The organism is Neobacillus pocheonensis (assembly GCF_050477905.1).
GTDB lineage: Bacteria > Bacillota > Bacilli > Bacillales > Cytobacillaceae > Neobacillus > Neobacillus pocheonensis_A.
The window spans coordinates 1-22838 of record NZ_JBCNAD010000028.1 but is presented as its reverse complement, the minus strand read 5'-3'; the positions used below and the strand labels follow the sequence as shown (position 1 = coordinate 22838).

Annotated in this window: 25 protein-coding genes, 1 pseudogene and 1 riboswitch; of the genes and pseudogenes, 11 read left to right on the top strand and 15 right to left on the bottom strand. The window is 36.5% G+C overall.

All coding sequences use genetic code 11. The features are described from left to right. Positions 1–30: 30 nt before the first annotated feature. A pseudogene (locus tag ABES02_RS16015) lies at positions 31–1366 on the bottom strand (IS3 family transposase). Between the two features lie 221 nt (positions 1367–1587). Here ABES02_RS16015 and ABES02_RS16010 point away from each other — a divergent pair. After that, the gene (locus tag ABES02_RS16010; protein ID WP_430136812.1) at positions 1588–2736 is read left to right on the top strand and encodes a tyrosine-type recombinase/integrase; all 1149 of its coding nucleotides are present in this window, start codon (positions 1588–1590) and stop codon (positions 2734–2736) included. Positions 2737–2803: 67 nt separating this feature from the next. Here ABES02_RS16010 and ABES02_RS16005 read toward each other — a convergent pair whose 3' ends face one another. Continuing rightward, positions 2804–3364 (bottom strand): hypothetical protein, encoded by a 561-nt coding sequence (locus ABES02_RS16005; protein WP_430136843.1) that lies wholly within the window; start codon positions 3362–3364, stop codon positions 2804–2806. A gap of 169 nt (positions 3365–3533) precedes the next feature. Here ABES02_RS16005 and ABES02_RS16000 point away from each other — a divergent pair, with 169 nt between their 5' ends. Then, the gene (locus tag ABES02_RS16000; protein WP_430136809.1) at positions 3534–4415 is read left to right on the top strand and encodes a VanW family protein; all 882 of its coding nucleotides are present in this window, start codon (positions 3534–3536) and stop codon (positions 4413–4415) included. Positions 4416–4444: 29 nt separating this feature from the next. Here the strand turns inward: ABES02_RS16000 and ABES02_RS15995 are convergent, their stop codons facing one another. After that, positions 4445–4714 (bottom strand): hypothetical protein, encoded by a 270-nt coding sequence (locus ABES02_RS15995; RefSeq protein WP_430136806.1) that lies wholly within the window; start codon positions 4712–4714, stop codon positions 4445–4447. 246 nt (positions 4715–4960) lie between these two features. On the opposite strand from ABES02_RS15995, the gene ABES02_RS15990 reads away from it, so the two are divergent. Both ABES02_RS15990 and ABES02_RS15985 read left to right on the top strand, forming a co-directional pair. Beyond that, the gene (locus tag ABES02_RS15990; protein ID WP_430136803.1) at positions 4961–5674 is read left to right on the top strand and encodes a class I SAM-dependent methyltransferase; all 714 of its coding nucleotides are present in this window, start codon (positions 4961–4963) and stop codon (positions 5672–5674) included. A gap of 97 nt (positions 5675–5771) precedes the next feature. Next, positions 5772–6023 (top strand): sigma-G-dependent sporulation-specific acid-soluble spore protein CsgA, encoded by a 252-nt coding sequence (locus tag ABES02_RS15985; protein ID WP_430136801.1) that lies wholly within the window; start codon positions 5772–5774, stop codon positions 6021–6023. Positions 6024–6199: 176 nt separating this feature from the next. Here the strand turns inward: ABES02_RS15985 and ABES02_RS15980 are convergent, their stop codons facing one another. From ABES02_RS15980 to ABES02_RS15970, 3 genes are all read right to left on the bottom strand, one after another. Further along, positions 6200–7069 (bottom strand): YitT family protein, encoded by an 870-nt coding sequence (locus tag ABES02_RS15980; RefSeq protein WP_430136840.1) that lies wholly within the window; start codon positions 7067–7069, stop codon positions 6200–6202. Between the two features lie 1017 nt (positions 7070–8086). After that, positions 8087–9862 (bottom strand): DHA2 family efflux MFS transporter permease subunit, encoded by a 1776-nt coding sequence (locus ABES02_RS15975; protein ID WP_430136798.1) that lies wholly within the window; start codon positions 9860–9862, stop codon positions 8087–8089. 8 nt (positions 9863–9870) lie between these two features. After that, positions 9871–10530, bottom strand: coding sequence for an efflux RND transporter periplasmic adaptor subunit (locus tag ABES02_RS15970; RefSeq protein ID WP_430136795.1), 660 nt, complete (start codon positions 10528–10530; stop codon positions 9871–9873). Positions 10531–10767: 237 nt separating this feature from the next. Here ABES02_RS15970 and ABES02_RS15965 point away from each other — a divergent pair, with 237 nt between their 5' ends. Further along, on the top strand, positions 10768–12021 hold the full coding sequence (locus tag ABES02_RS15965; protein ID WP_430136792.1) for an erythromycin esterase family protein: 1254 nt from the start codon (positions 10768–10770) through the stop codon (positions 12019–12021). Positions 12022–12146: 125 nt separating this feature from the next. Here ABES02_RS15965 and ABES02_RS15960 read toward each other — a convergent pair whose 3' ends face one another. Further along, complete coding sequence (locus tag ABES02_RS15960; RefSeq protein ID WP_430136789.1) at positions 12147–12485, bottom strand: YmaF family protein; 339 nt, start codon at positions 12483–12485, stop codon at positions 12147–12149. Positions 12486–12639: 154 nt separating this feature from the next. On the opposite strand from ABES02_RS15960, the gene ABES02_RS15955 reads away from it, so the two are divergent. The 3 genes from ABES02_RS15955 to ABES02_RS15945 all read left to right on the top strand — a co-directional run bounded on the left by ABES02_RS15955 (position 12640) and on the right by ABES02_RS15945 (position 14008). Beyond that, positions 12640–12843, top strand: a complete 204-nt coding sequence (locus ABES02_RS15955) for a DUF1657 domain-containing protein (protein ID WP_223595571.1) — start codon at positions 12640–12642, stop codon at positions 12841–12843. Between the two features lie 79 nt (positions 12844–12922). Then, positions 12923–13129 (top strand): DUF1657 domain-containing protein, encoded by a 207-nt coding sequence (locus tag ABES02_RS15950; RefSeq protein ID WP_430136786.1) that lies wholly within the window; start codon positions 12923–12925, stop codon positions 13127–13129. A gap of 18 nt (positions 13130–13147) precedes the next feature. Next, positions 13148–14008, top strand: coding sequence for a DUF421 domain-containing protein (locus tag ABES02_RS15945; protein ID WP_430136783.1), 861 nt, complete (start codon positions 13148–13150; stop codon positions 14006–14008). Positions 14009–14044: 36 nt separating this feature from the next. On the opposite strand, the gene ABES02_RS15940 is transcribed toward ABES02_RS15945, so the two are convergent. Beyond that, positions 14045–15019 (bottom strand): DMT family transporter, encoded by a 975-nt coding sequence (locus ABES02_RS15940; protein ID WP_430136780.1) that lies wholly within the window; start codon positions 15017–15019, stop codon positions 14045–14047. Between the two features lie 175 nt (positions 15020–15194). Between ABES02_RS15940 and ABES02_RS15935 the strand changes: the two genes are divergently transcribed. Then, positions 15195–15809 (top strand): PH domain-containing protein, encoded by a 615-nt coding sequence (locus ABES02_RS15935; protein WP_430136777.1) that lies wholly within the window; start codon positions 15195–15197, stop codon positions 15807–15809. Positions 15810–15846: 37 nt separating this feature from the next. On the opposite strand, the gene ABES02_RS15930 is transcribed toward ABES02_RS15935, so the two are convergent. Both ABES02_RS15930 and ABES02_RS15925 read right to left on the bottom strand, forming a co-directional pair. After that, positions 15847–16482: a nitroreductase family protein gene (locus ABES02_RS15930; RefSeq protein ID WP_430136774.1), complete on the bottom strand. Its 636-nt coding sequence runs from the start codon at positions 16480–16482 to the stop codon at positions 15847–15849. Between the two features lie 123 nt (positions 16483–16605). After that, on the bottom strand, positions 16606–17421 hold the full coding sequence (locus ABES02_RS15925; RefSeq protein ID WP_430136772.1) for a YitT family protein: 816 nt from the start codon (positions 17419–17421) through the stop codon (positions 16606–16608). Positions 17422–17718: 297 nt separating this feature from the next. Beyond that, positions 17719–17908, top strand: a riboswitch (Lysine riboswitch). A gap of 101 nt (positions 17909–18009) precedes the next feature. Between ABES02_RS15925 and ABES02_RS15920 the strand changes: the two genes are divergently transcribed. Beyond that, positions 18010–19485 carry an amino acid permease gene (locus tag ABES02_RS15920; protein ID WP_430136769.1) on the top strand — a complete coding sequence of 492 codons (1476 nt, stop codon included), beginning with the start codon at positions 18010–18012 and terminating at the stop codon, positions 19483–19485. Between the two features lie 51 nt (positions 19486–19536). Here ABES02_RS15920 and ABES02_RS15915 read toward each other — a convergent pair whose 3' ends face one another. The 4 genes from ABES02_RS15915 to ABES02_RS15900 all read right to left on the bottom strand — a co-directional run bounded on the left by ABES02_RS15915 (position 19537) and on the right by ABES02_RS15900 (position 20974). Next, positions 19537–19764, bottom strand: a complete 228-nt coding sequence (locus ABES02_RS15915) for a hypothetical protein (protein ID WP_430136767.1) — start codon at positions 19762–19764, stop codon at positions 19537–19539. 46 nt (positions 19765–19810) lie between these two features. Then, positions 19811–20194 (bottom strand): SHOCT-like domain-containing protein, encoded by a 384-nt coding sequence (locus ABES02_RS15910; protein ID WP_430136764.1) that lies wholly within the window; start codon positions 20192–20194, stop codon positions 19811–19813. After that, positions 20195–20566, bottom strand: a complete 372-nt coding sequence (locus tag ABES02_RS15905) for a DUF2089 domain-containing protein (RefSeq protein WP_430136761.1) — start codon at positions 20564–20566, stop codon at positions 20195–20197. 183 nt (positions 20567–20749) lie between these two features. After that, positions 20750–20974, bottom strand: a complete 225-nt coding sequence (locus ABES02_RS15900; RefSeq protein ID WP_430136758.1) for a helix-turn-helix domain-containing protein — start codon at positions 20972–20974, stop codon at positions 20750–20752. A gap of 110 nt (positions 20975–21084) precedes the next feature. On the opposite strand from ABES02_RS15900, the gene ABES02_RS15895 reads away from it, so the two are divergent. Beyond that, the gene (locus ABES02_RS15895; protein ID WP_430136755.1) at positions 21085–21258 is read left to right on the top strand and encodes a hypothetical protein; all 174 of its coding nucleotides are present in this window, start codon (positions 21085–21087) and stop codon (positions 21256–21258) included. Positions 21259–21306: 48 nt separating this feature from the next. Here ABES02_RS15895 and asnS read toward each other — a convergent pair whose 3' ends face one another. Next, positions 21307–22698, bottom strand: coding sequence for an asparagine--tRNA ligase (asnS, locus tag ABES02_RS15890; RefSeq protein WP_430136752.1), 1392 nt, complete (start codon positions 22696–22698; stop codon positions 21307–21309). Positions 22699–22838: the final 140 nt, after the last annotated feature.

Here is a 22838-nt window from a genome sequence, read left to right as displayed (position 1 = left end):
ACCCATTGTAAAGGACATTTTAAAAAAAGCCTAGGCAGTTTTAAGAAGATGATCTCTGTATTGAACAGGGGTCATCTTTTTTAAATTCCATTGGTATCTATAGTGATTGTAATACGTCATATATTGCTTAATTTCTTTTTTTAATTCATCTAGATTTGTACATGCTTTAATATTAGCCTCATCCTTAAAATGACCAAAGAAAGACTCTTGAGGGGCATTATCCCAACAGTTCCCCCGTCTAGACATAGACTGATGTAAACCAAGCTTCTTTACTGCTTTTTGGAATTCAGGATGCGTATAATGTACTCCCTGGTCTGAGTGGATCAGGGCATCTTTCGCTTTTTTAAAGTGTTTGTTCTTCTTTAGTTTTATTAGGGTGTCTGTGGCCAAATCAATGGTCATTCGTTCCGATAGATTATAGGCTAATAATTCACCTGTGGAACCATCTTTTATGGCTGATAAATAAGCTTTCTGGCCTTTACCATAAAATAAATAAGTGATATCTGTTAGGAGAACTTTGCCTGGTATATCTTGCTTAAATTCACGATTTAGAAGGTTTGGCACAACTCTATGTTCTTGTGTAGCTTTCATCATCCGTCTATATGGATTTGCCCTTCTAATGGGGCAAATAATATCGTATTTCTTCATGATTCGTCTTATACGTTTCAAATTGTAGTCAACACTAAATTGACCCGTCAAAGTCATCTTGATTTGACGTGCCCCTTTCATGCGGCCTTTAAAATGAAAGGCCTTTAGGATAATCTCTTTCACTTCCTCATCCTTTGCTTCTTTTTGCCTTCTTCGGTGTTGTGACTTTTCAGAGAAATAGTTATAATAACCAGAACGTGAGACGCCAGCTACATCGCATAAATAGCTAACCATATTCTTTAAGTTAAACTTCTCAATAACGGATTGGATAAGGATAAACTTTTGGTCAGGAGATAAAGTTATTGTTTTCTCTTCAACCCCCTTTCTGCAAATCGTATCTTTTTTAAAAGTTCATTCTCAGCCTTTAATAAATTGTGTTGGGCTTCTAGTCTTGCATATTTCTCTTCTATCGTAAGCTCTCTCTAATTGGCCTTCCTGAGTTCTCAGCTCTGGTATCACGTAGTCCGGCTACTCCATTTTCTCTATAAGCAGCACGCCATCTCTTACCTGCACCTTTTACGCGATCTTTTCCTAAAACATCTATGTCAAATCCACATTCCTCAAATATTTGTCTAGGTAAATTTCCTCCTTCATTTTCTTCAATGAAAATATGCTTAAATTCTTCAGTGTAGGTGATCCCTTTTAAACTTACAGATTTAACATATTTATTAGCCGATAGCAGTTTGAGATCTTTCTCTGTGAAAATCTTTTTACTCATAATTTTTCTCCAGTCCCATGTTGGATTTTCTCTTTGTTGTGTTGTTTAATTATACAAAAAAGTACCCTGTAGGTAGACTTTTTTTTCGTGTCTACTCTATAGGGTACATTTTATATCTTAAGGTGGCTTTTTCAGGACAGGCTACTGACAAAAGGAGGAAAGAGCAAAAATAAAAACCGTTATCGAAATCGTTTTAAAGGATTGAAAGGGGATAAGGAAAGATGGCAACATTCAGAAAGTTACCAAGTGGAAAATGGCAAGCACGTGTATCAAAAGATGGTAAAGAAAAAAGTATTGGAACATTCCGCACGAAAAAAGAAGCGGAAATTGAAGCTGCAAAAGTTGAAGAACGGATTTATTATGGTCAAACATTAAATGATAGAAATATGCTATTTGATGAAGTAACAAAGGATTGGCTTGAACATAAAAAAGCTAATGTAAAGGAATCAACATTTGAACAACTTGAAGTGATTGTTAGAAATCACATTTTACCCACTTTTGGACATAAAAAAATTATGACTGTTCGTAGAACTGAAATAAAAAGATGGATTGCCAAATTCGGTGAACTAGATGAAAACGGAAAAGAAAAATATTCATTTGGCTCAAGGCTAAAATATCTTTCAGTTATGAAAAGTATTTTACATCACGCTGTACATGAACTTGAAGTGCTTGAAAAAAATCCAGCTGATAAATTAAGAGTTCCGGTTAAAGATAGTGTAGCTATGCAAAAAGAAGATGAAGTTAAATATTTTAGCCTTGAAGAATTAAACAAACTATTGGATTTCATGAAAACATATAAGCATCAGCGATTCCCTGAATATCAGCTTTATTACATGCTTATGTTATTCTTAAGCAAAACCGGCTTAAGAATATCTGAAGCATTAGCCTTAAGATGGTCTGATATCGATGGTGATAAGGTAACGATCGATAAACAAACAAGAAGAGATAATAACAATAATGTAATCCTGACAACATTAAAAAATGCTTCTTCATATCGCTCAATTAAAATTGATCAAGATTTAGTTCGTGAATTAAAGAAGTTTAAATTGAAGCAAAATGAATTAATTTTAGGAAATAAAAGATTCGGTAAAAATGAGGATAGTATCATTTTTCAAAATTATCATGGTCATTATTTAACACCTTCTATTGTTCGTGAAATGATTCAAAAATACTGTAAAAAAGCCGGTGTAGAATATAAAGGCACTCACGTGTTTAGACATACACACGCTGTTCTACTTCTTGAATCCGGTGCAAGTCTGAAATATGTATCTAATCGATTAGGACATAAAACCATCAAAACAACAGCGGATACGTATCTGGATATAACTGAAAAAATAGAAGAAGACGAACTTCAAAAGTTCGCCTCCTAAACTAAAAGATAAAATCAAATCGGCACAAAATCGGAACGCAGTCAATTTTACATTTTATAATAATCGTTCAAACCCTTGATATACAAAGGTTTTTATTTATTAACCGATAGAACCTTCCATTTCGAACTTTATCAATTTTTTCAAAAGTTTGGATTTTCGCTTTATTCGTGTTATAACCGTTTGTTGTGACAAGTATAAGCTGATTATTGTCAGATATTGTTGTAAACTGGTCCGTAAGAGTATTGGGAATCCAGCTTCCCTTTTGATTAAAATAATACCATTTATTTAAATATATCCAGCCTGTCTGCATTGCTCCAGAATGATTTAAATAATGCCATTGGTTATTTTGTAAGAGCCAGCCCGTCTGCATGACTCCACTGCGATCAAGAAAATACCATCTTTCTTTGTATAAAAGCCAGCCTGTCTTCATCGCCCCACTGCTGTCGAGGAAGTACCATTTCCCTTGGTCATTTACCCAGCCTTGCCGCATAACACCATCACTTCCATAGTAAAACCATTTACTATTATCATACTTCCAGCCGGAGTAAACAGTTCCGTTTGTTTCAGCCAGAGTATTAATGGGGCTACACAAAAGAATAGCACAAAAAAACATCCATAAAATTTTCATTTTCACAATATTCCCCACCATTCACACGTAAAAATTATTCTATATTACTAAATAACACTATTAAACCTGCGAAAATACTATTTTCCCGTTTTTAACATAATAAATGGCGTTTTCTATTACATGATATAGTCTATTTCGACTTATATTATGTAGAGGAGGTTTAGAGCAAATGATCTTATCTATGATATTTGGGGCAATGCTGATTGCTCAGCATGCAGATTCTTCAGTTAGTTTACTTATTACAAAAGACGGGCAGCCTGTCTCACATATTAATCATCTGGATTACACCAACCCGCACATAGATTTACCAATAGTTAATACAAAAAAATACAATCAATTTTTGAATCAACTCGACAAACAATATTCTATCCCACCTGAAAATGCTTATTTAGACCAACACGATAATATTCATTCAGAGAAAGTCGGTTATCAGATTAATCGTCAAGCTTTTACAGAACAAATTTATACATATTTCTTTGATCATAGTCCTACTAGAATAGAGATACCCATGTCTATTCTTTATCCAAAAGTGGATAGTGAATTACTTGAGAATATTGGGAGCTTTCGGATTGGTCGTTATGTTACATCCTTTAATCCACAAAATAAAAACCGCTCCAATAATATCCATTTGGCTGCAATGGCGATTAATAATCATGTTGTTTTTCCAGGGGAGACGTTTTCATTTAACCGAGTAGTAGGGAAAAGAACCGTCGCCCGTGGTTATTTACGTGCACCAGTTATTGTGAGAGGGGAATTTTCAGAAGACATTGGCGGAGGAATCTGTCAAGTATCTTCAACTCTCTATAATGCAGTAGATAATGCAGGCTTGCAAATTGTCGAGCGTTTTTCGCATACACGTAAGGTTCCCTATATCCCTCCTGGTCGGGACGCCACGGTTAGTTGGTATGGACCAGATTTTGAATTTAAAAATAAATACAACCATCCTGTGTTAATAAGGGCAAGGACGCTTAGCAACTTGTTAATCATTAAACTCTATTCTTCTGAAGACATCGATTATAAACCAAGAAAAGTTCCAAATCCTCCATATTAAAAAGTCCGCAAAACCGCGGACTTTTTAATTCAACGTTTATTATTTAATGCACTTTCTAATAATTCTTCCGAAAACTCTGTTAATGCAGCGGTATCCATTCTGTTTATGTTGTTAAAATTTGGTGCCATGCTTTTTACTGCATTTTGGATCGGAAGTGCGAAATCTTTACGCTTTCCTTTTGTTACTCCAAAAACTGCCGCACTTAAGCCTAGGCCTACCAGAGATGCCCATAGTGCTCCTCTGCTTTTTCGCTTAGGCATAAACAAATTGAAAAAAGGCTGTTTTCTTAAACTTTTCATCTTCAGCACTCCTTCAGCATGTTATGGAAGTACTTCATTCCCTTCCATTTGCTTAATTTGTGCATTTTTTATCGGAATATGATGTTAAATCTGAACCTGATATGTTAATTATTGGTATACAAATCATAGAGTATCATTTGTAGTTAACATAATATTATTATTGTTTCTTTATTGATCATTACCTCAAAAATGAACCTCTAACCATCTTTTTTCATATTATGCAAAAAAGAGAACTAGGTGGTGTCTATGAAAGGCCTAACATATTTTGATTTCTTGGCCAAGTTTGGAGTTGGCGGAGCCCATCCTGGCGGTATCCATTTAACAAAAAATTTGCTTTCAAACGAAAATATTTCAAAGGATTCCATTATTTTGGATGCTGGGTGCGGTACTGGCCAAACTGCGGCATATATATATCAACAATATCAAGCAAAAGTAATTGGATTGGAAATCAATCCAATTATGATTGAAAAAGCAAAAAATCGTTTTCAGACCTTGAATTTCCCTATTCAATTAATCCATGGTTCCATAGAAAAGATCCCATTCGATGATAATACCTTCGATTTTATATTATCAGAATCTGTGTTAGCTTTTGTTGACAAACCTACAGCACTAAAAGAATTCTATCGAGTGTTAAAAAATGGCGGTCGTTTGATCGCAAATGAAATGACGATAAACAAGAAATTAACCAGCCAAGATGAGATGGAAATCAAGAGTTTTTACGCCTTAGATTCCTTATTGCTTGAGAAAGATTGGAAACAACTTTTAAAAAATACAGGATTTCATAACATTCATTTGAAAGCTGAAAAATTGGCCACTAACAATGGTAATCAAAGTCCGGAATTTCAATTTTCTAAAAATTTCGAGCCGGAGCTATTTGATATCATGAACCAACATGGTCATATTATTATTAAGTATCAAGACATTTTAAGCTATCGGATCATTACATGTACCAAGAACTAGGCACATAATCCTAAGCTTTTTTCCCCTCCTTCCTTGAACTGTGTATATAAAAAAAATCTCGACGAAAAATAAAGTATTGAAAGGATGGGTGAGGTACTTGGACCAAACATTAGGCTATCTGCGAGAAATTTTATCAAATTATTCGGATCAACATTCCGAGGGCAGACATTTATATCAGAAACTTTCGGAGGGTAATTATGCATCTGAAGGTGCTTTTGTTAGGGATTTAAACCAAAAAGAAATACATTTTTTAAATCATATTCTTCCAAAAGAAATTAACTATGCCAAAGAGGAACAAGACGAAAAGAGAGCCTTCCAATTAAATGAAGTGTATGAACTTTTATTTTAAACACTTAAAAAGATGGCGCTTAGTTCATGCCATCTTTTTAGGAAATATTTCATTTTTCGCGTATTTATTTCCGAGGTAAGCGCACAGTACGACAAAAACTAATTACAAATAAATGCATAATCCGCTTTAATCTGACATAAAAATTCAGAAAATTACATTTTTTACATTGTAAACTTTTAATGGATGTCCCTCTTCTTAAACCTTCCACCTCTAACCTCAGCTATATCAGCTACTGCTAAAAAAGCACTAGAGTCATTCTCTGTAACGATTTCCTTCAATTTTGCCTCTTCAAGACGATTAATAACACAAAAGATGACTTTCTTATCATCGCCTGAATAGGCACCTTCACCGTTGATATATGTGACACCACGGCCGAGACGGCTTAGAATGGCATCACCAATTTGTTTGGCATTATCGCTAATGATCCATACCGATTTAGATTCATCTAGACCTGTAATGGTAATATCAATTGTTTTGTAAGCAACAAAATAGGCAATCAACGAATACATTGCACGGTCCCATGTAAAGACAAATCCTGCACTCCCAAGAATGAAGAGATTGAAAAACATAATAATTTCCCCAACGGAGAATGGCAATTTATTATTAAACAGGATAGCTAGTATCTCAGTGCCATCCAAAGAACCGCCATAGCGAATAACGATACCAACGCCGATGCCAAGAACAATTCCCCCAAAGACCGTTGCCAAAAGAATATCTTGAGTAAACGCTGGGACAGGATGGAGTAAAGTGGTTGTAATGGAAAGTATAATAATTCCATAAAGAGTGGAGAGTGCGAAGGTTTTCCCAATTTGTTTATAACCAATAAAGAAGAAAGGAATATTAAGAATAAAAAGGAAAATACCTATTTTCCATCCTGTAAGATATGATAGCATGATGGATATTCCGGTAATTCCACCATCAATAACGTTGTTTGGTACGAGGAATATTTCAAGTCCGACTGCCATTAAAATGGCACCAATAGTTATTAACAATATTCGCTGAAATATTTTCTTCTTTGTCAATCTTCGGTGCTGAATTTTTTCCATGATGGCTGCCTGCTGTTCTATTAAATTTAACTCTTGAGTTCCTGTCATTATCTTGCCCCTTTCAAATTATATTTCTATATATATTATATCGAATTTCGCCTCATATTTATATTAATATGCTTTATTCTTATCGAAAAAGTATTATTTATTATGGATTCCAATATAAAAAGAAGCTACCTCCAAGAAGCAGCTCCTTAATTAAAAGGCTCTGATAAACTAGTCTGTTGATTTCCGCTCCAGCCGCGAGCGTGCTGAGGAGCCTCCTCGTCGATTCTCTCCTGCGGGGTCTCCCCTACCCCGTACTCCCGCAGGAGTCTTCGCTCCTTCCGCTCCAATCAACGAGCTTGGAAAATCAACAATGTTCTTTAACATAGCTAATTAAAAACATCTTAGGGGACCCAACCATGACATCAGCCAATATGCTTTCAAATTTTATTCCCATTTAGTCAAGAATCGATCTAAATGGAAACTTTGAAATTTCTGCTGATGTGTGTTTGTTCCGTTGAAGGAATTAATTCACATGGATAATGGAATTCAAATTCCTTAAGAAACAATACTTGGTTTACACCGATTAAAAACTCATTATTCCTTCATTTGGATGTCTGGCTTCTTGGCAATGAGCATTATCGTATTTGGTTAGATTTATTACATTGATAAAAATATTTCTATTATCATTGTACAAATCTGTAAGTCTTAACTTTATCCTTTTGGATTGTCTTCTATACCGAAAAATAGAAACAATCTGAAAAGACTTTTTTAAGAGTTACACCTACTTAAAATGTTGCATCGCTCCACCAACCAAATGATGTTTCGGAATAACCTTACTACTCGTTCACAAACGGAACGAACACGTATGGTTGAGTCTCCTAAGATGTTTTAATGTTAATTTCTTTCTACACCCTTATTATAACACCGAATATTTAGAATTTAACGATTTATTGTTACGGAACTGTGAACTTTTGGTAATTTCCAAATAATAAAACAACAGGGAGTCATTTCCCTGCTGCTTTATAAAGGTTATTGTTCTTTTAACCGTGCACGTTTAATGAAAAAAGCAAGAATTAAGGCAACAAAAGCAATTCCTGTTGCAACGATAAAGGAATCATTGATTCCATCGATCGTTGCTTGCTTCATCGTTTGTCCATAAATTAAAAATCTAGTGAGTTGATTGCCTGCCACTGCTGGCACATGCGCTAATGCCGCGATCCCCTGGGCAATTTGTGCCGTTTCATTTGCAATAAATGGATTCACACTAGTTATTTGGCTTGAATACTCACCCATATGAATACCTTGTCTTGTTGTCATTACGGTAACCAAAAAGGCTGTTCCAATACTGCCAGCAACCTGTCTCGCTGTATTGGATGCAGCAGTCCCGTGTGAACCAAGATGACGAGGCAATTGATTTAAGCCCTCGGTCATAACGGTCATCATTAAAAATGACATGCCGAACATACGGAATACATAGAGGATTAATATATGACCGTAACTAGTTGTCATGCTCAGGTGGGTAAAAAGCCATGTTGTGATAACCGTAATCGTTAAACCAATTACAGCCAGCCATCTTGCCCCCATTTTATCAAAGAGAGCTCCTGCAATTGGAGACATAATTCCCATAACGATTGCTCCTGGTAATAATAAAAGACCTGAATCAAAAGCAGTGAAACCGCGAATGTTTTGCAAATAAATTGGCAGCAAAATCATTGCTCCAAACATAGCCATATTTATGATCATACTGATGATGGTTGTTAAGGCAAAAATATCGTACTTAAAAACGCGTAAATCAAGCATCGGATTGTCTGTGGCTAACTCTCTCCAAACAAAGGCAATTAAGAATAAAGTCCCTATAAATAAAGAAATGAGGACCGTACCACTTGACCATCCATGACTCCCTGCCTCACTAAAGCCATATAAAAGAAAGCCAAACCCAAGTGTCGAAAATAACAATCCAGGAAAATCAAACTTTGGATTTGTTACCTCTGTAACGTCTCTCATCCAAAGGATACTTAACACTAAATCAAGAATTCCAATTGGTATAACGACATCAAATAAAAGTCTCCACGAATAATGCTCCACAATCCAGCCTGATAGAGTTGGACCTATAGCTGGTGCAAATAGCATAACGACACCCATAATCCCCATTGCTTTTCCTCGTTTTTCAGGGGGATATAGGGAGAAAAAGACAGTCATTAAAAGAGGCATGATGATACCGGCACCAGAAGCTTGAACAATCCTGCCGAGCATGAGCATACTGAAATTCGTTGAAAAGGAACAAATAATCGACCCAATTGTAAATAAAAAAACGGAAGTAATAAATAATTTCCTTGTCCCAAACTTTTCAATTAAATAAGCTGTAACAGGAATAAATATTCCATTTACAAGCATATAGCCAGTAGAAAGCCATTGCACGGTGGTGGCCGAAACATTTAGATCCGTCATGATATGTGGGATTGCTACATTCAATAATGTTTGATTTAAAATGGCTACAAACGCCCCAAGCATTAAAGCGGCTAGAATCTTACCTTTTCCTGAATCTTCATGGGCATCCTTTACTCTTGACCTACCTAATGTTTTTTTCTTTGGTTTTACGTTTGCTTCCACATATTCAAGTGCTGGCTCTGATATTGCCGATTCCTTTATTAAATCTTCTACTTGCAGATGTAAATCTTCAGTTTCGCTTAGAGTTACCGGTTTTTCTCTCTTGAGAAGTTTCTTCTTTTTTTTCAAGAATAAATAATTCAATAATACTAGTAAGAGTAAACTAAAAATGAAATAAACCGTGATGTATATTAACATTCTATCACCTACTTATGGACTCTCACGGTCACATTCATCCCAGGAACTAATTGCAGTCCTTTATAGTCATCAATTGAAATTTTCACAGGAATGACTTGGGTTACCTTGGTGTAATTGCCAGTTGCATTCGTACTGGGCAGTAAGGAAAATGTACCCGAAGTAGCTAAACCAATATTTTCTACTTTCCCCTTTATTGTTGTGTTTGGAAAGGCATCTACATAAATATCAACTTGCTGACCAACTGCCACTTCGTCAATATGTGTCTCTTCTATATTTGCTGTTACCCATAGGCTTTCAAGATCAAACATTTGCGCTAGTGGCATCCCTGCTGCTACAAAAGAATCCTTTACAGCACTGGCTTGGACCACTGTACCTGCTGTGGGTAAAGTTATTTTTATTTCAGTTGGCACAGCACCTGCACTCGTACCTGAAGAAAGGATAGTTCCAATTTGCTCATCTTTGGCAAACCGGTCACCCACCTTAGCATCCCAATCACTTAATTTCCCGCTAGCCGGAGCAGAAATGGTTACCAGCTGACCCGCGATTTGCGCATTTTCCGTAGATAGATAATTTACTGTGTTGTTGTAATAGGAATACGCAGCAAATCCCCCGCCAACTAAAATAATTAAGACGATGATATTTAATAAAATTAATCGACCTGTTTTCATAAACCACACTCCTATCCTTTTGGATTTATAAATTATAGTTTGTGTATACCGATATGGTTTTAGTATGGAGGCGCCACATTTTCATTTTTTAGCCAACTATCTGATAAAGTAGCAAAATCATATTCAAGAAAATGGTACCTTCAGAGGATTTTTTTTATGTACTAATTGAGAAAAATTAAGGGGAACTTATTTTTTACCGAGACTATTAGTTTAATGATGAAAGGATGCTTTCTTGCCATGTATGAATCAATCAAAAAGTATGCAAAACCTTTCCATTCGATTTCAGATTTAAATCCCTTAATAGATGCAATTGGAGACGCAAAATATGTGCTTCTAGGTGAATCATCACATGGCACTTCTGAATTCTATACACTTCGTGCCGAGATAACCAAGATTTTAATTCAGGAAAAAGGATTTTCTTTTGTTGCTGTTGAGGGTGATTGGCCAGCCTGTCAAAGTGTCAACCGTTATATTAAGGGGATTCAATCATCTAAAAGGGATATCAGAGAGGTACTTGAATCATTTAATCGCTGGCCAACATGGATGTGGGCTAATGAGGAAATAATCGCACTTATGGAATGGTTAAAAGATTATAACTTGAAGCACTCCCAAAATCAAAAGGTCGGTTTTTATGGATTAGATGTTTATAGCCTTTGGGAAAGTATGGACGAAATTATCCAGTACTTAGAAAAAACGAATTCCCCTAGCCTCCATGTAGCGAAGAAAGCATTCTCCTGCTTTGAACCATTCAACCGAAATCATGAATCTTATGCTGTATCTGCTGGGTATTTATCGGAGGATTGCATGAAAGAATCTATTCATCTTTTAGAATCAATTCGAAAAAACAAATGGATATTAGACAATCAAGATGAAAAAAGTTTAAATCTCGAAGTAAATGCACTGGTTGCTGCCCATGCTGAAGAATACTACCGAACGATGGTAAACAGTGATGCAGGATCGTGGAATGTACGTGATCAGCATATGGTAGAAGCATTAAATTCGATAATGAAGTTTTATGGCGAAAAAGCAAAAGTAATTATATGGGAGCATAATACTCATGTTGGCGACGCCCGAGCAACCGATATGAAGGAAGATGGAATGGTAAATGTAGGTCAATTGCTTAGAGAACAAAACAAGCCAGAAGATATATTCATCATTGGATTTGGCACTAATAGCGGGACAGTAATATCTGCAACAGAATGGGGAAAAGACTTTGAGATTACCGAAGTTCCGTCTGGCCAATATGGCAGCTGGGAATATCTGATGCATCATTCGGGGGCATTTAATAAATACCTTATTTTTAATCCAACAAACCAAAATGAATTTTCCACGACAATTGGTCACCGAGCAATTGGTGTGGTTTACCGTCCTGAATATGAGCATTTTGGAAATTATGTCCCTTCAAATATGGGATTGAGATATGATGGGTTTATTTTTATCGATCAAACAACGGCGTTGCACCCGCTTGTTTTGAAGCATATTTTATTATAGGCTCATTTTTACTGGTCTGTTGATTTCCGCTCCAATCAACGAGTTTCAAAAATCAACAATGTTCTTTAACAAAGATTTATTATAATGAAAAGGTCTTCCATCTGAATCAGAGGAAGACCTTGCTTCTATTTTGTACCCGGTGAAGGTTGGTCAACGCCTTTAACGTGATGACTATGGCCATTATCTTCGGTTGTATGGAAGTCATAATAATGAACATGCATTCCGTTTCCTACAGGAATTGCCGGTCCTGAGTAGGCCCGGTAATGATGGGTATGACCATCCTCAAACAAAACATATCCCTCAGTAAAATGAATATGTCCGCCATCCTGCGTTGGTATTGGCGGTGAGGTCACATCCAGACATTGATGTACATGTCCAGAACTAACGCCTGTGTAGTCGACTGAACCATGATTATGATGCGGAACAAATCCTGGTGCAAAATCATCTTTTCCTACTCTATTCATACTAATCACCTCACGATAAAGATGTTTCATCTATATGCTCGAGGTATGGAAAAAATTTCAGTAGGTCAATATAAAAAATTGTACATAAGCAAAAGGATAATCCACATACTATTTCTGTAATTTCAATTCATATCACGAAAGAAGGATTATTTGTATGACTGTTGGAACTCAGGTTAAACAAGCATTAGCAGGATTAAAAAGTGCTCAGGCAAGTTTCGAAACTTTTGCATTGGCAACAGATAACCAAAATGCAAAACAACTTTATCAGCAAGCAGCCCAGCAAACACAACAAGTTCTCGATAGCCTTGAACCACGCCTTCAAGAAATATTGACAGAAGAACCACAATATAATCAATAACAATATAGGTTGGCGTTATTGCCAACCCCTTTTTCATTTTTTCCAATTCTAAATTTACTACAGAAAGGGAGTTTCCATTGTGACCGTTGCTTCAAATGTTAAGCAATGCCTTATAACTTTAAAGGGGATCGAAGCACAGTTATCATCGCTGGCATTAAACTCTTTAGATAAGGAAGCTCAAGCTGTTTTTCATGAAACAACCTTGACAATCGGCGGTATAAAAAAAGACCTTCAATATCGTGTTCTAGAACTAGAGCGCCAAGAACCGCAATATAAAGGCTCATAAGCATTGGGGTGAAAAATAGTGCCGGGATGGATATTCATTATCGTTCGTTCTCTCATATTTATTTTGCTCTTATTTATTACAACTAAAATTCTCGGAAAGAAACAAATTTCTGAGCTATCTTTTTTTGAATATGTTGCCGGGATTACCATTGGCAGTATTGCCGGCGAGGTAGTGACCGGACTTGAAGCCAATATATATCATGGAATATTAGCCGTTGTTATCTTCGGCTTTGTTACCTGGCTAGTTGACTTTATTTCCTTATACAGTAAAGGGTTTAGGGACATGATTGAAGGAAAAGGAACAGTTGTCATCAAAGATGGGAAAATTTTAGAAGAGAATTTAAAGAAGGAAAGATACACGATTGACGAGCTTTCCGCTCTCCTTCGTCAAAAGAATATTTTTAAGCTTGCGGACGTAGAGTTTGCTGTACTGGAACCACGAGGTAACCTAAGTGCCCTTTTAAAAAAGGAAAACCTGCCACTTACTCCAAAAGATTTGCAAATGAAAATGCCGAATGAAAAAGAGCCGCAAACCGTGATTATGGATGGTCATATTATGGATGAACCATTACGATTATCTGGAAAAGGCAGAGGATGGCTTTATACTGAATTAGAAAAATTAAACGTTACTCTTGCTAATGTTTTCTTAGGTCAGGTAGATTCATATGGTGAATTAACGGTTGATCTTTATGATGATAAAATTCAGGTCCCACAGCCCCAGCAACGACCACTACTACTTGCAACCTTGAAAAAAACGCAAGCAGACTTGGAAATATTTTCGCTTCAAACCGATTGCGAAAAATCAAAAGCGATGTACAAAAAAAATGCCGCACTTATGCAGGAAACGATTGATAAACTAAGTCCATTTTTAAATGGATGATACATAAAAAATCCTTATCGAGGTGATAAGGATTTTTTATGTGCTTACAGAATTTTCATTGATAGAAGTTGTGTTACTTTTATGGGACATATAGCTATGCAATACCATCCCCGCCATCACTAATAGCATTCCAATCCAGGATACCGTTGAAGGGAATATAGAATTCAAAAGCAACAATTCCCCAATTAAAGCAAATAACACTTCCATTGATTGCGTTGCCTCCACCGCAGCTAATTTCTGCATATCCCCTCTTACCAAATCAGTGGCATGAAAAAAGAGGATAGTAGCAATCACTCCAGATGAAATGGCAACCAGTCCTGATTGAATCGTTTGCCCAGCACTAGGAGGCCCTTCTGAAAGAAAACCAAATACTGATAAAACAATCCAAAGTGGCAGGCTAGCTATAGTCATCCCTAATACGCGTTGAAAAACATCTAAACGGCCTCCGCAAATATCCATCATTTTTCTGTTTCCAAGCGGGTAGGCAAACGAAGCCACGACAACCGGTACAATCCCTAAAGTAATTTCCAAAATGGAAAGATGATTGGCCTGGTCGATCTGCATTAAAATAATTCCCAATAAGATAATTAAGGACATCGCTAATCCTTTGAAGGGAATTTTTCCTTTCATTTGCATTGGCCCTTTATTTGTCATGACCTTTTCATAAAAAAGGGGTGCTAAAAGTGAACCGGAAATAATTGTAATCTGCCATGTTGATGCAATTAACCAACCGGGTGCAAATGCTGCTGAGAAACAAATTGGAGCATAGAACAATCCAAATCCTACAAAGCTCCATAAGAGCCACGCACTAGGCCGCCTTTTCATTTCCACCAATAATGGCTGAAGATTTTTCCTCAAGAGCACTATGGCAAAAAGAAATGGAACCATAAAGAAATAACGCAAAGATGCACTCCATATCCAGCTCCCGCCGGCTAAGTCCATCGCCCGGTTTAAAATAAAGGTAAATGCAAAAAAGAAAGCGGCAAGTATGCCTAAAATAATGGGCCGCATTATGTTTATCCCCTTTTATTAATCTCTTTTTTAAGTTGGTAAGTCAACTTTACTTAGTATAGCAGATTTCTGAATAATTTGTTAAAAAGAAAATGACTAGGTAAATTTGAAACTTTATTCCCTTTCGACCGTAAATAACGAGGGTCATGATAAAAAATGAAGCGAGGTTGATACCATGTTTGGAAAAGTTGCCGCAGATATATTAGGAATAAGTGATGTTGGCTCTGTCATTAAACCGGAAAATTATGATAAAGTGGATGCGGATGATTATGTCATGCATGAAGATAACGAGAAGATTTACTTCCTCATTAAATCAAAATCAGATGAATATTGTTTTACGAACAACGCCCTTATCCATTTAGACGGCACAAGTGCAACGAGCAAGAAACGGCTGCTGCATCGTTATAGTTATGCAACTAACAAAATATCGGACGTAATGCTTGAAACAGCCGGAACTGTTGATCTTGATGTGGAAATCAAGTTTAAAATCGGCTCACAGCCATTTTCCATTGATGTTCATAAAAAACATATTGAAGAAGTAAAGGATTTATATAAGGCATTGATTAAAATCTCTGAAATTACGCATGAAAATGACATTTCCCTTCAATTTGCTAAGCAAAGTCTAGAAGTAGCTTCTTCAACCTTAGGTAGGGTGACCAGTCCTGATAGCAATTTAGTAGTACAATTTAAAACGCTCAACCAGGCAGCATTCCAATGGTTAGAGGATAGCAAAAGGCAATATTGTGTCAAGGATTATGGTTTTGTTTTTGAAAAATATATTAATAACTAAGCCTCACAAAAATAACCCCATTTCTGGGGTTATTTTTTCAGATAAAATCAATTAAAACATCATCTAAAGGTAATCTGGTAGTATTATGAGCCGGTGCAGCAGCCTTCCCTAAAGGGATTAAAACGACAGGGAAAAATCGTTCAGGAAGATCAAATTTCCGGGCAAATTGTTCTTTGTTAAAACCGCCCATCGGTACTGTATCATAGCCTCTATCCTTAGCAATTAACATCAACTGCATGGAAACAAGTCCAGCATCAAAGGAAGCGATATTTTTCAGAATTTCTTCCGGAGCATGGGGATACGTATTATTAGTGTTTTCGATTAATCGGTTCATACTTCCTTCATCCATATATCCAGCTTCATATGCACTACGATAAACTTTTTCAACACTTTTATACATTTCTTTATCCCCAATGACCGCAATCACGGCTGAAGCTGTTTCCACCTGCTCTTGGTTATTTGCAATCGATCTAAGTTCTTTTTTAACTTCTTCGTCTTGGATGACAATAAATCGCCATGGCTGCAAATTGCTAGATGATGGTGCTTTTATTGCTTCCTTTAGAATATCATTAATTTCTTCTTTAGAAATTTTATATGTTGGGTCATATTTTCTTACCGAACGACGTTCGCTAATTAAATCAGACAAGCTTTTTGTGATTAATGAAGTTGCCATCGATGATTCCTCCTTGAATGTGAGTTTTACTTATAGTTTGTTTACCAGAACTAAACGATACCATGAAATCCTTTCCTCAATCCACAGAAAAGGCTTGCACCTATGTATAAGTGCAAGCCTCTATTATGAAGGACTTGGTCTGTGGAACAGCCCCATCACCTCAATTGTTTCCGTAATATTAACAAATGCGGTGGGATCAACCTCTGTAATAAGAGATTTCACTTCATTCAGTTCATACCTCGAGATAACAGTAACCATTACATTTCGCTTATCATTGGAATAGCCGCCTACACCATCCATTATTGTCAACCCGCGGTACAAATTGGTCAATAAATGTTCTCTCATTTCTTCGCCTTTTCCCGTAATAATCATAATCGTCAATTTTGCATGATCTGTGTAAATAGCATCCACCACTTTACCAGTTACAAATATGGAAACTAAAGTATTAAGTGCAGCATCCCAATTAAACAAAAATCCACTAATGACGATTACAACTGCGTTCATCCCAGAGAGCAATACACCAATTGGAAAGTCTTTTTTGCGCGAAACAATCATCCCAATGATATCAAAACCACCCGTTGAGCCTGAACAACGAAACACGATTCCTACACCTAACCCAGTTAACGCACCGCCAAAAATGGAGGAAAGAATCGTATCATTAGCGATTGGAAATACTGGTACTACATATAATCCTAATGAAATGATTAAGACTGAAAAAATCGAATTCATAATGAATTTTTTTCCGAGCATTTTATAACCCACAATTAATAAAGGTAAATTCAAAAGTAAGTTAGCCACCCCTGTATTGATAGGGGTTATCATACCAAAAATCATTGAAATCCCGCTAAGCCCGCTGCTTAACACTTCATGTGGAATTAAAAAAAGGTTAAAGGCCATGACAACAATAAGGGATCCAATAATCAATCCAAAAATCCGCACACAGAGTCCTCCTAAACTTCACCATTTATTTAAAAATAATACCCATTATGTTTCTGTATGTAAATATAATAGTTTTTTATAATAATAATAAATTATCTGATAATTCATTAATCATTATCTCAATAGATTTTTTCAATTATTTTATCGTTTGCCTTCTACATGTTTTTTCATTTTACGTGTATAATTATACATCAAAACATTAAATAAATGAATTCAAAAATATTTTTTCATTGACAATAAAATAATAATATTTATACTTTAGTAGTATATTAATTTCATAACTAAATCCTCATCAACCGATGAGGTAGAGGTCGCGGTTTTTATTAGTAGAACGGACGAGATGCAGAGACATTACTGACTCCGTTTGAAAGGAAAAGCTGCCGAAGTGTGCTAACTTCTCTGAACAAGCATGCTGGGGCTGTCTCCCAATAGGAACAGAACTGTCACGTGTGGCCCTACCAGCCATTCGTGTTGAGCTATCTTTCGGAAGGTATGATGCGGGGTATTAACAATGCCACTCGAGTCTATCTCGGTGGCATTTTTTATTCCAAACTCCTTCCTAAAACCATAAAAAAAGGAGTTATAATTATGCAAACAGCACGTGTTTTAAAGGAAGATGTTAGCATTGAAGTTCAAACATCTAATAAAGACGGATTGAAACGAAGCTTAAAATCCCGTCACCTTACAATGATTTCACTCGGGGGTACGATTGGGACTGGTTTATTCCTTGCAAGCGGCGGGGCCATCCATTCTGCTGGACCAGGCGGCGCAATTCTTTCCTATCTCGTCATTGGTGTCATGGTTTACTTTTTGATGCAAAGTTTAGCTGAAATGGGCGCCTACATGCCAGTAGCGGGAAGCTTTAGCACCTATGCGACTAAATTCGTGGATCCTTCTCTTGGATTCGCCCTTGGCTGGAATTACTGGTATAACTGGGCGATTACGATTGCCGCTGAATTAGCTGCCGTTACAATGATTATGAAATTCTGGTTTCCACATACTCCTTCCATCATTTGGAGCGGAATCTTTTTAGTGATTATGTTTTTATTAAATTATCTTTCAGTAAAAGGCTTCGGGGAAGCAGAATATTGGTTCTCCTTAGTGAAAGTCGTAACGGTTGTTATCTTTATCATCACTGGTACATTAATGATTTTTGGCATTATGGGTGACGAAGCAGTAGGTTTCAAAAATTTCACTATTGGTGATGCACCCTTCCACGGCGGCTTTATGACGATGCTTGGAATCTTTATGGCAGCTGGATTCTCTTTCCAAGGTACAGAGCTCCTTGGAGTTGCTGCTGGTGAAACGGATGATCCAAAAAAAGCTATCCCGCGTGCGGTTAAACAAGTATTTTGGCGTATTCTTTTATTTTATGTATTAGCTATCCTTGTTATCGGTCTATTAATTCCTTATACAAATGGCAACTTAGCCAATGGTGATGTTACTGTCAGCCCATTTACCTTAGTTTTCCAAAAAGCAGGAATTGCTTTTGCTGCTTCGGTCATGAATGCCGTTATCTTAACGGCAGTCCTATCAGCTGGAAATTCAGGTATGTACGCTTCAACACGTATGCTATGGGACTTAGCCCGCGAAGGCAAAGCACCGAAATTTCTTGGTAAATTAAATAAAAATGGTGTTCCTGTCAATGCATTAATTGCTACAACGCTTGTAGGTACACTTGCGTTTCTTGCATCTTTCTTTGGGGATGGTACAGTTTACGTTTGGTTGTTAAATGCTTCTGGTATGTCAGGCTTTATCGCATGGCTCGGAATTGCGATTTGTCATTATCGCTTCCGCAGAGCTTATGTCGCTCAAGGTAAAGACTTAAACTTATTACCATTTAAATCAAAGTTCTTCCCATTTGGACCAATTTTTGCCTTTGCTGTCTGTGGATTCGTTGTCCTAGGACAAAACTATTCCGCATTTACGGGCGATCATATTGATTGGAATGGTGTAATGGTATCCTATATCGGATTACCTTTATTCCTAATCCTATGGCTTGGTTATAAATTCACGAAGAAAACGAAGGTTATTCCTTTAGATAAATGTGATTTAAATAATTAATGCTAAAAGAGCACGCCACTCAAGCGTGCTCTTTTAATTTATGAATATCGCTCATAATTGAACGATTACTTCAGTTCCATCTTTTAATTTTGTTTCAACTAATGTTAAACCCTTTTGCTCTGTTAGGGCGTTTAACAAAGGTTTTACGTCTCTTCTATCAATTTGGGGAATCGTAAACTTTTTTCCATCTTTCTCGATTGCTTTGTTTACGTATCTGGTTAATCTTTTAGAGGTAATTACTTTTAAAGCGAACTTTAAAACCGGATATGGGACAGGCATGAAAATCTTTTTCTCTTTAATTTTCACTCGGACTTTGATCATGGGTTTATTCAATGACCACGTAAACTTTTTCACCTTTTGCCGAGGTGATATCGACAATTTGTCCGTCTACTTCATTTTCGATGGCTTCGATTAACATGTCTACATTAACATGCTTAACATACTTTTCAGCCTCTGGAATTTTTTCGGCGATGCTCGTGCCTACTTTTAAAACAGCCTTGATTAACTTAATCGGCAAGTTTACATTCACGTTGTCTCCTTCTTCTGAAGAAACGCGGATTTTTAATGTTTTATTCAAATACGAAGCATTTTTGTTAAGTGGAATGGATTGCTCCTTGCCTTGAAGTACATTAATCAATTCTGTTGCTTTTTCTTTATCCAGCTTCCCTTTTTCCACCATCGTTAACACCCTTGAAATCTCTTCTTTCATTTATAATTCCCCCTCTTTTAATAAATGAATCGCCTCTTCAGCAGTGATTTCGCCTTTTTCAAGCATCGAAACAATTTTTTTCTTATCGATTTCCATCTTTTTATTTGTGGTGTAACCAAGTGAAGTAATAATATCGTCTAATTTTCCACGGACTGTTGGGTAAGAAATTCCCAGTTCTTTTTCAACTTCCTTAATATTTCCACGGCATTTTAAAAAAGTCTCTATAAACTGAAGCTGATCCTGACCAAGAGCTGCAAATTTAGATAGCTGAAATTCATTTTCCACAGTCGTATGGCAATGGGTACACTGAAGCTTCGTAATTTTTAATTGTTTGCTGCAAACCGGGCAATTTGTTATGAGCGGATACGCCATCATAATCTCCTTTCCTTTATTAACCACATCATACAATAATTATTGAAATTTTTAAAGGTATAAATTTATTTTTTTGATAAAAAATAATAAAAAAATTAATTATATTAAATACAACATTAATCATATTAACATCCATTGAAATAAAAAAACAGACTCACAATTGAGTCTGTTTTGATGGAACCATTAACCTAACTTTTCCTCTGAAGACCAAACATATAAATCTTCAATTTGGCAATTTAATTCTTTTGAAATGGTCATCGCAGTATTTAGGTTCATTACCTTCTTTGATATGTAGTCGTTTAGTTGACTTTTAGGAATATGTGTATTCCTCTCCAAACTATCCAAGTCCATACCGTTTTTGGCTAATAAATCCTTGAGGTTGCTTTTCTTTGCTTTATAATTGGTCAAAAATGACACCTCACTTTTATTAAGCATAACACAGTTGGATGGTAATAGAAAGGAAGCTAGTTACATTCATTGTATGTTATACTTAAAAGGATCACAAAAGGGGTGTTAAATTGAAAAGCTCAAATAACCGTTTCAATTACGGTCAATCAGTTAACATTAAAGACACTGGTGAGGTCGTCACAATCCTAAAATGGCAATACGTTAAAAATATGAAAAGATTTTCTTATACAGTGAAAGAACATCCTGGTACATTTTATTTCGAGGAAGAATTACAAAATAATTAAGATGAAAGAAGACCAATTCAGCGAAATTGGTCTTCTCTTCTTTATGAATTAAAACTCTGCATTTCCCGTTGTTCTAGGGAATGGAATGACGTCTCTGATATTGGACATTCCTGTTAAGTACATGATTAAGCGTTCGAAACCAAGACCATAGCCTGAATGCTTTGTTCCGCCGTATTTTCTTAATTCTAAGTACCACCAATAGTCTTCTTCGTTCATACCTAGCTCATTAATTTTACCAGCTAAAATCTCTTCTCGCTCTTCACGCTGGCTTCCACCGATTAGCTCACCAATTCCCGGAACAAGCAAATCAGTTGCGGCAACCGTTTTGTTGTCTTCATTTAAACGCATGTAAAAGGCTTTAATTTCTTTCGGATAATCTGTGACGAAAACTGGACGTTTAAATACCTTTTCACATAAATATCTTTCATGCTCTGTTTGCAAATCTAATCCCCATTCAACCGGATAGGCAAAGTTTTCACCTGATTCTTTTAATAACTCAATGGCTTCTGAGTAAGTAACACGGCCAAATTCAGCAGTGTGAGCATTATCTAAACGTTCTAATAGACCTTTTTCAATAAAGCTGTTAAAGAAGTTCATTTCCTCAGGCGCTTGTTCTAATACGTAACCAATCACGTATTTAACCATCTCTTCAGCAAGGTCCATAACATCTGGCAATTCAGCAAAGGCAACCTCTGGTTCGATCATCCAAAATTCAGCTGCATGTCTTGCCGTGTTTGAGTTTTCAGCTCTAAAAGTAGGGCCAAATGTATAAACATTGCGGAATGCTAGGGCAAAAGCTTCAGCAGAAAGCTGACCGCTAACAGTTAGATTGGTTTCTTTGTTAAAGAAATCCTTTGTCAAATCCGTTTTACCTTCTTCATTTTTCGGAAGGTTATCCATATCAAGAGTAGTTACACGGAACATTTCCCCTGCACCTTCCGTATCACTGCCTGTAATGATTGGAGAGTGAACATAAACGAATCCTTTATCCTGGAAGAATTTATGAATTGCATAGGATGCTAATGATCTCACGCGGAAGACAGCAGAGAATGTATTTGTTCTTGGTCTTAAGTGAGAGATTGTTCTTAAATATTCAAAGGAATGCTTTTTCTTTTGCAGTGGATAATCCACATTAGACATTCCTTCAATCTCAATATTAGTTGCTTTGATTTCAAACGGCTGTTTTGCTTGTGGTGTGTGGATGAAATCTCCTTCAACTTTAATTGATGAACTAATTGGTAGTTTTGCAATATCCTTAAAGTTTTCCATTTGATCATCAAAAACAATTTGCACGCCTTTAAAAAAGCTTCCGTCATTTAATTCAATAAAACCAAAAGTTTTGGAATCACGAATTGTTCTAATCCAGCCAGATAATTGAACCTTCTGTTCCACATAGCTTTCTGTATTTCGGTACAAATCCTTGATTAAGGCTTGTTTCATTAATAAATCCTCCTATGTATTACTTTATGGATAGGCTCTGTTAAATTTGGATGTTGATTTCCGCTCCAGGCGCTCAGCGCCGCGCGGGCGTGCCGGGGAGCCTCCTCGGCGCATTAGCGCCTGTGGGGTCTCCCCTGCCC

Coding starts and splice junctions, on each gene's coding strand:
- ABES02_RS16000 (WP_430136809.1), top strand. CDS start 3,534: ATGATCTTATCTATGATATTTGGGGCAATGCTGATTGCTCAGCATGCA.
- ABES02_RS15995 (WP_430136806.1), bottom strand. CDS start 4,714: ATGAAAAGTTTAAGAAAACAGCCTTTTTTCAATTTGTTTATGCCTAAG.
- ABES02_RS15960 (WP_430136789.1), bottom strand. CDS start 12,485: ATGAATAGAGTAGGAAAAGATGATTTTGCACCAGGATTTGTTCCGCAT.
- ABES02_RS15910 (WP_430136764.1), bottom strand. CDS start 20,194: ATGAAAGAAGAGATTTCAAGGGTGTTAACGATGGTGGAAAAAGGGAAG.
- ABES02_RS15940 (WP_430136780.1), bottom strand. CDS start 15,019: ATGCGGCCCATTATTTTAGGCATACTTGCCGCTTTCTTTTTTGCATTT.
- ABES02_RS16010 (WP_430136812.1), top strand. CDS start 1,588: ATGGCAACATTCAGAAAGTTACCAAGTGGAAAATGGCAAGCACGTGTA.
- ABES02_RS15990 (WP_430136803.1), top strand. CDS start 4,961: ATGAAAGGCCTAACATATTTTGATTTCTTGGCCAAGTTTGGAGTTGGC.
- ABES02_RS15930 (WP_430136774.1), bottom strand. CDS start 16,482: ATGGCAACTTCATTAATCACAAAAAGCTTGTCTGATTTAATTAGCGAA.
- ABES02_RS15915 (WP_430136767.1), bottom strand. CDS start 19,764: ATGCCTGTCCCATATCCGGTTTTAAAGTTCGCTTTAAAAGTAATTACC.
- ABES02_RS15970 (WP_430136795.1), bottom strand. CDS start 10,530: ATGAAAACAGGTCGATTAATTTTATTAAATATCATCGTCTTAATTATT.
- ABES02_RS15920 (WP_430136769.1), top strand. CDS start 18,010: ATGCAAACAGCACGTGTTTTAAAGGAAGATGTTAGCATTGAAGTTCAA.
- ABES02_RS15935 (WP_430136777.1), top strand. CDS start 15,195: ATGTTTGGAAAAGTTGCCGCAGATATATTAGGAATAAGTGATGTTGGC.
- ABES02_RS16005 (WP_430136843.1), bottom strand. CDS start 3,364: ATGAAAATTTTATGGATGTTTTTTTGTGCTATTCTTTTGTGTAGCCCC.
- ABES02_RS15980 (WP_430136840.1), bottom strand. CDS start 7,069: ATGGAAAAAATTCAGCACCGAAGATTGACAAAGAAGAAAATATTTCAG.
- ABES02_RS15975 (WP_430136798.1), bottom strand. CDS start 9,862: ATGTTAATATACATCACGGTTTATTTCATTTTTAGTTTACTCTTACTA.
- asnS (WP_430136752.1), bottom strand. CDS start 22,698: ATGAAACAAGCCTTAATCAAGGATTTGTACCGAAATACAGAAAGCTAT.
- ABES02_RS15955 (WP_223595571.1), top strand. CDS start 12,640: ATGACTGTTGGAACTCAGGTTAAACAAGCATTAGCAGGATTAAAAAGT.
- ABES02_RS15905 (WP_430136761.1), bottom strand. CDS start 20,566: ATGGCGTATCCGCTCATAACAAATTGCCCGGTTTGCAGCAAACAATTA.
- ABES02_RS15965 (WP_430136792.1), top strand. CDS start 10,768: ATGTATGAATCAATCAAAAAGTATGCAAAACCTTTCCATTCGATTTCA.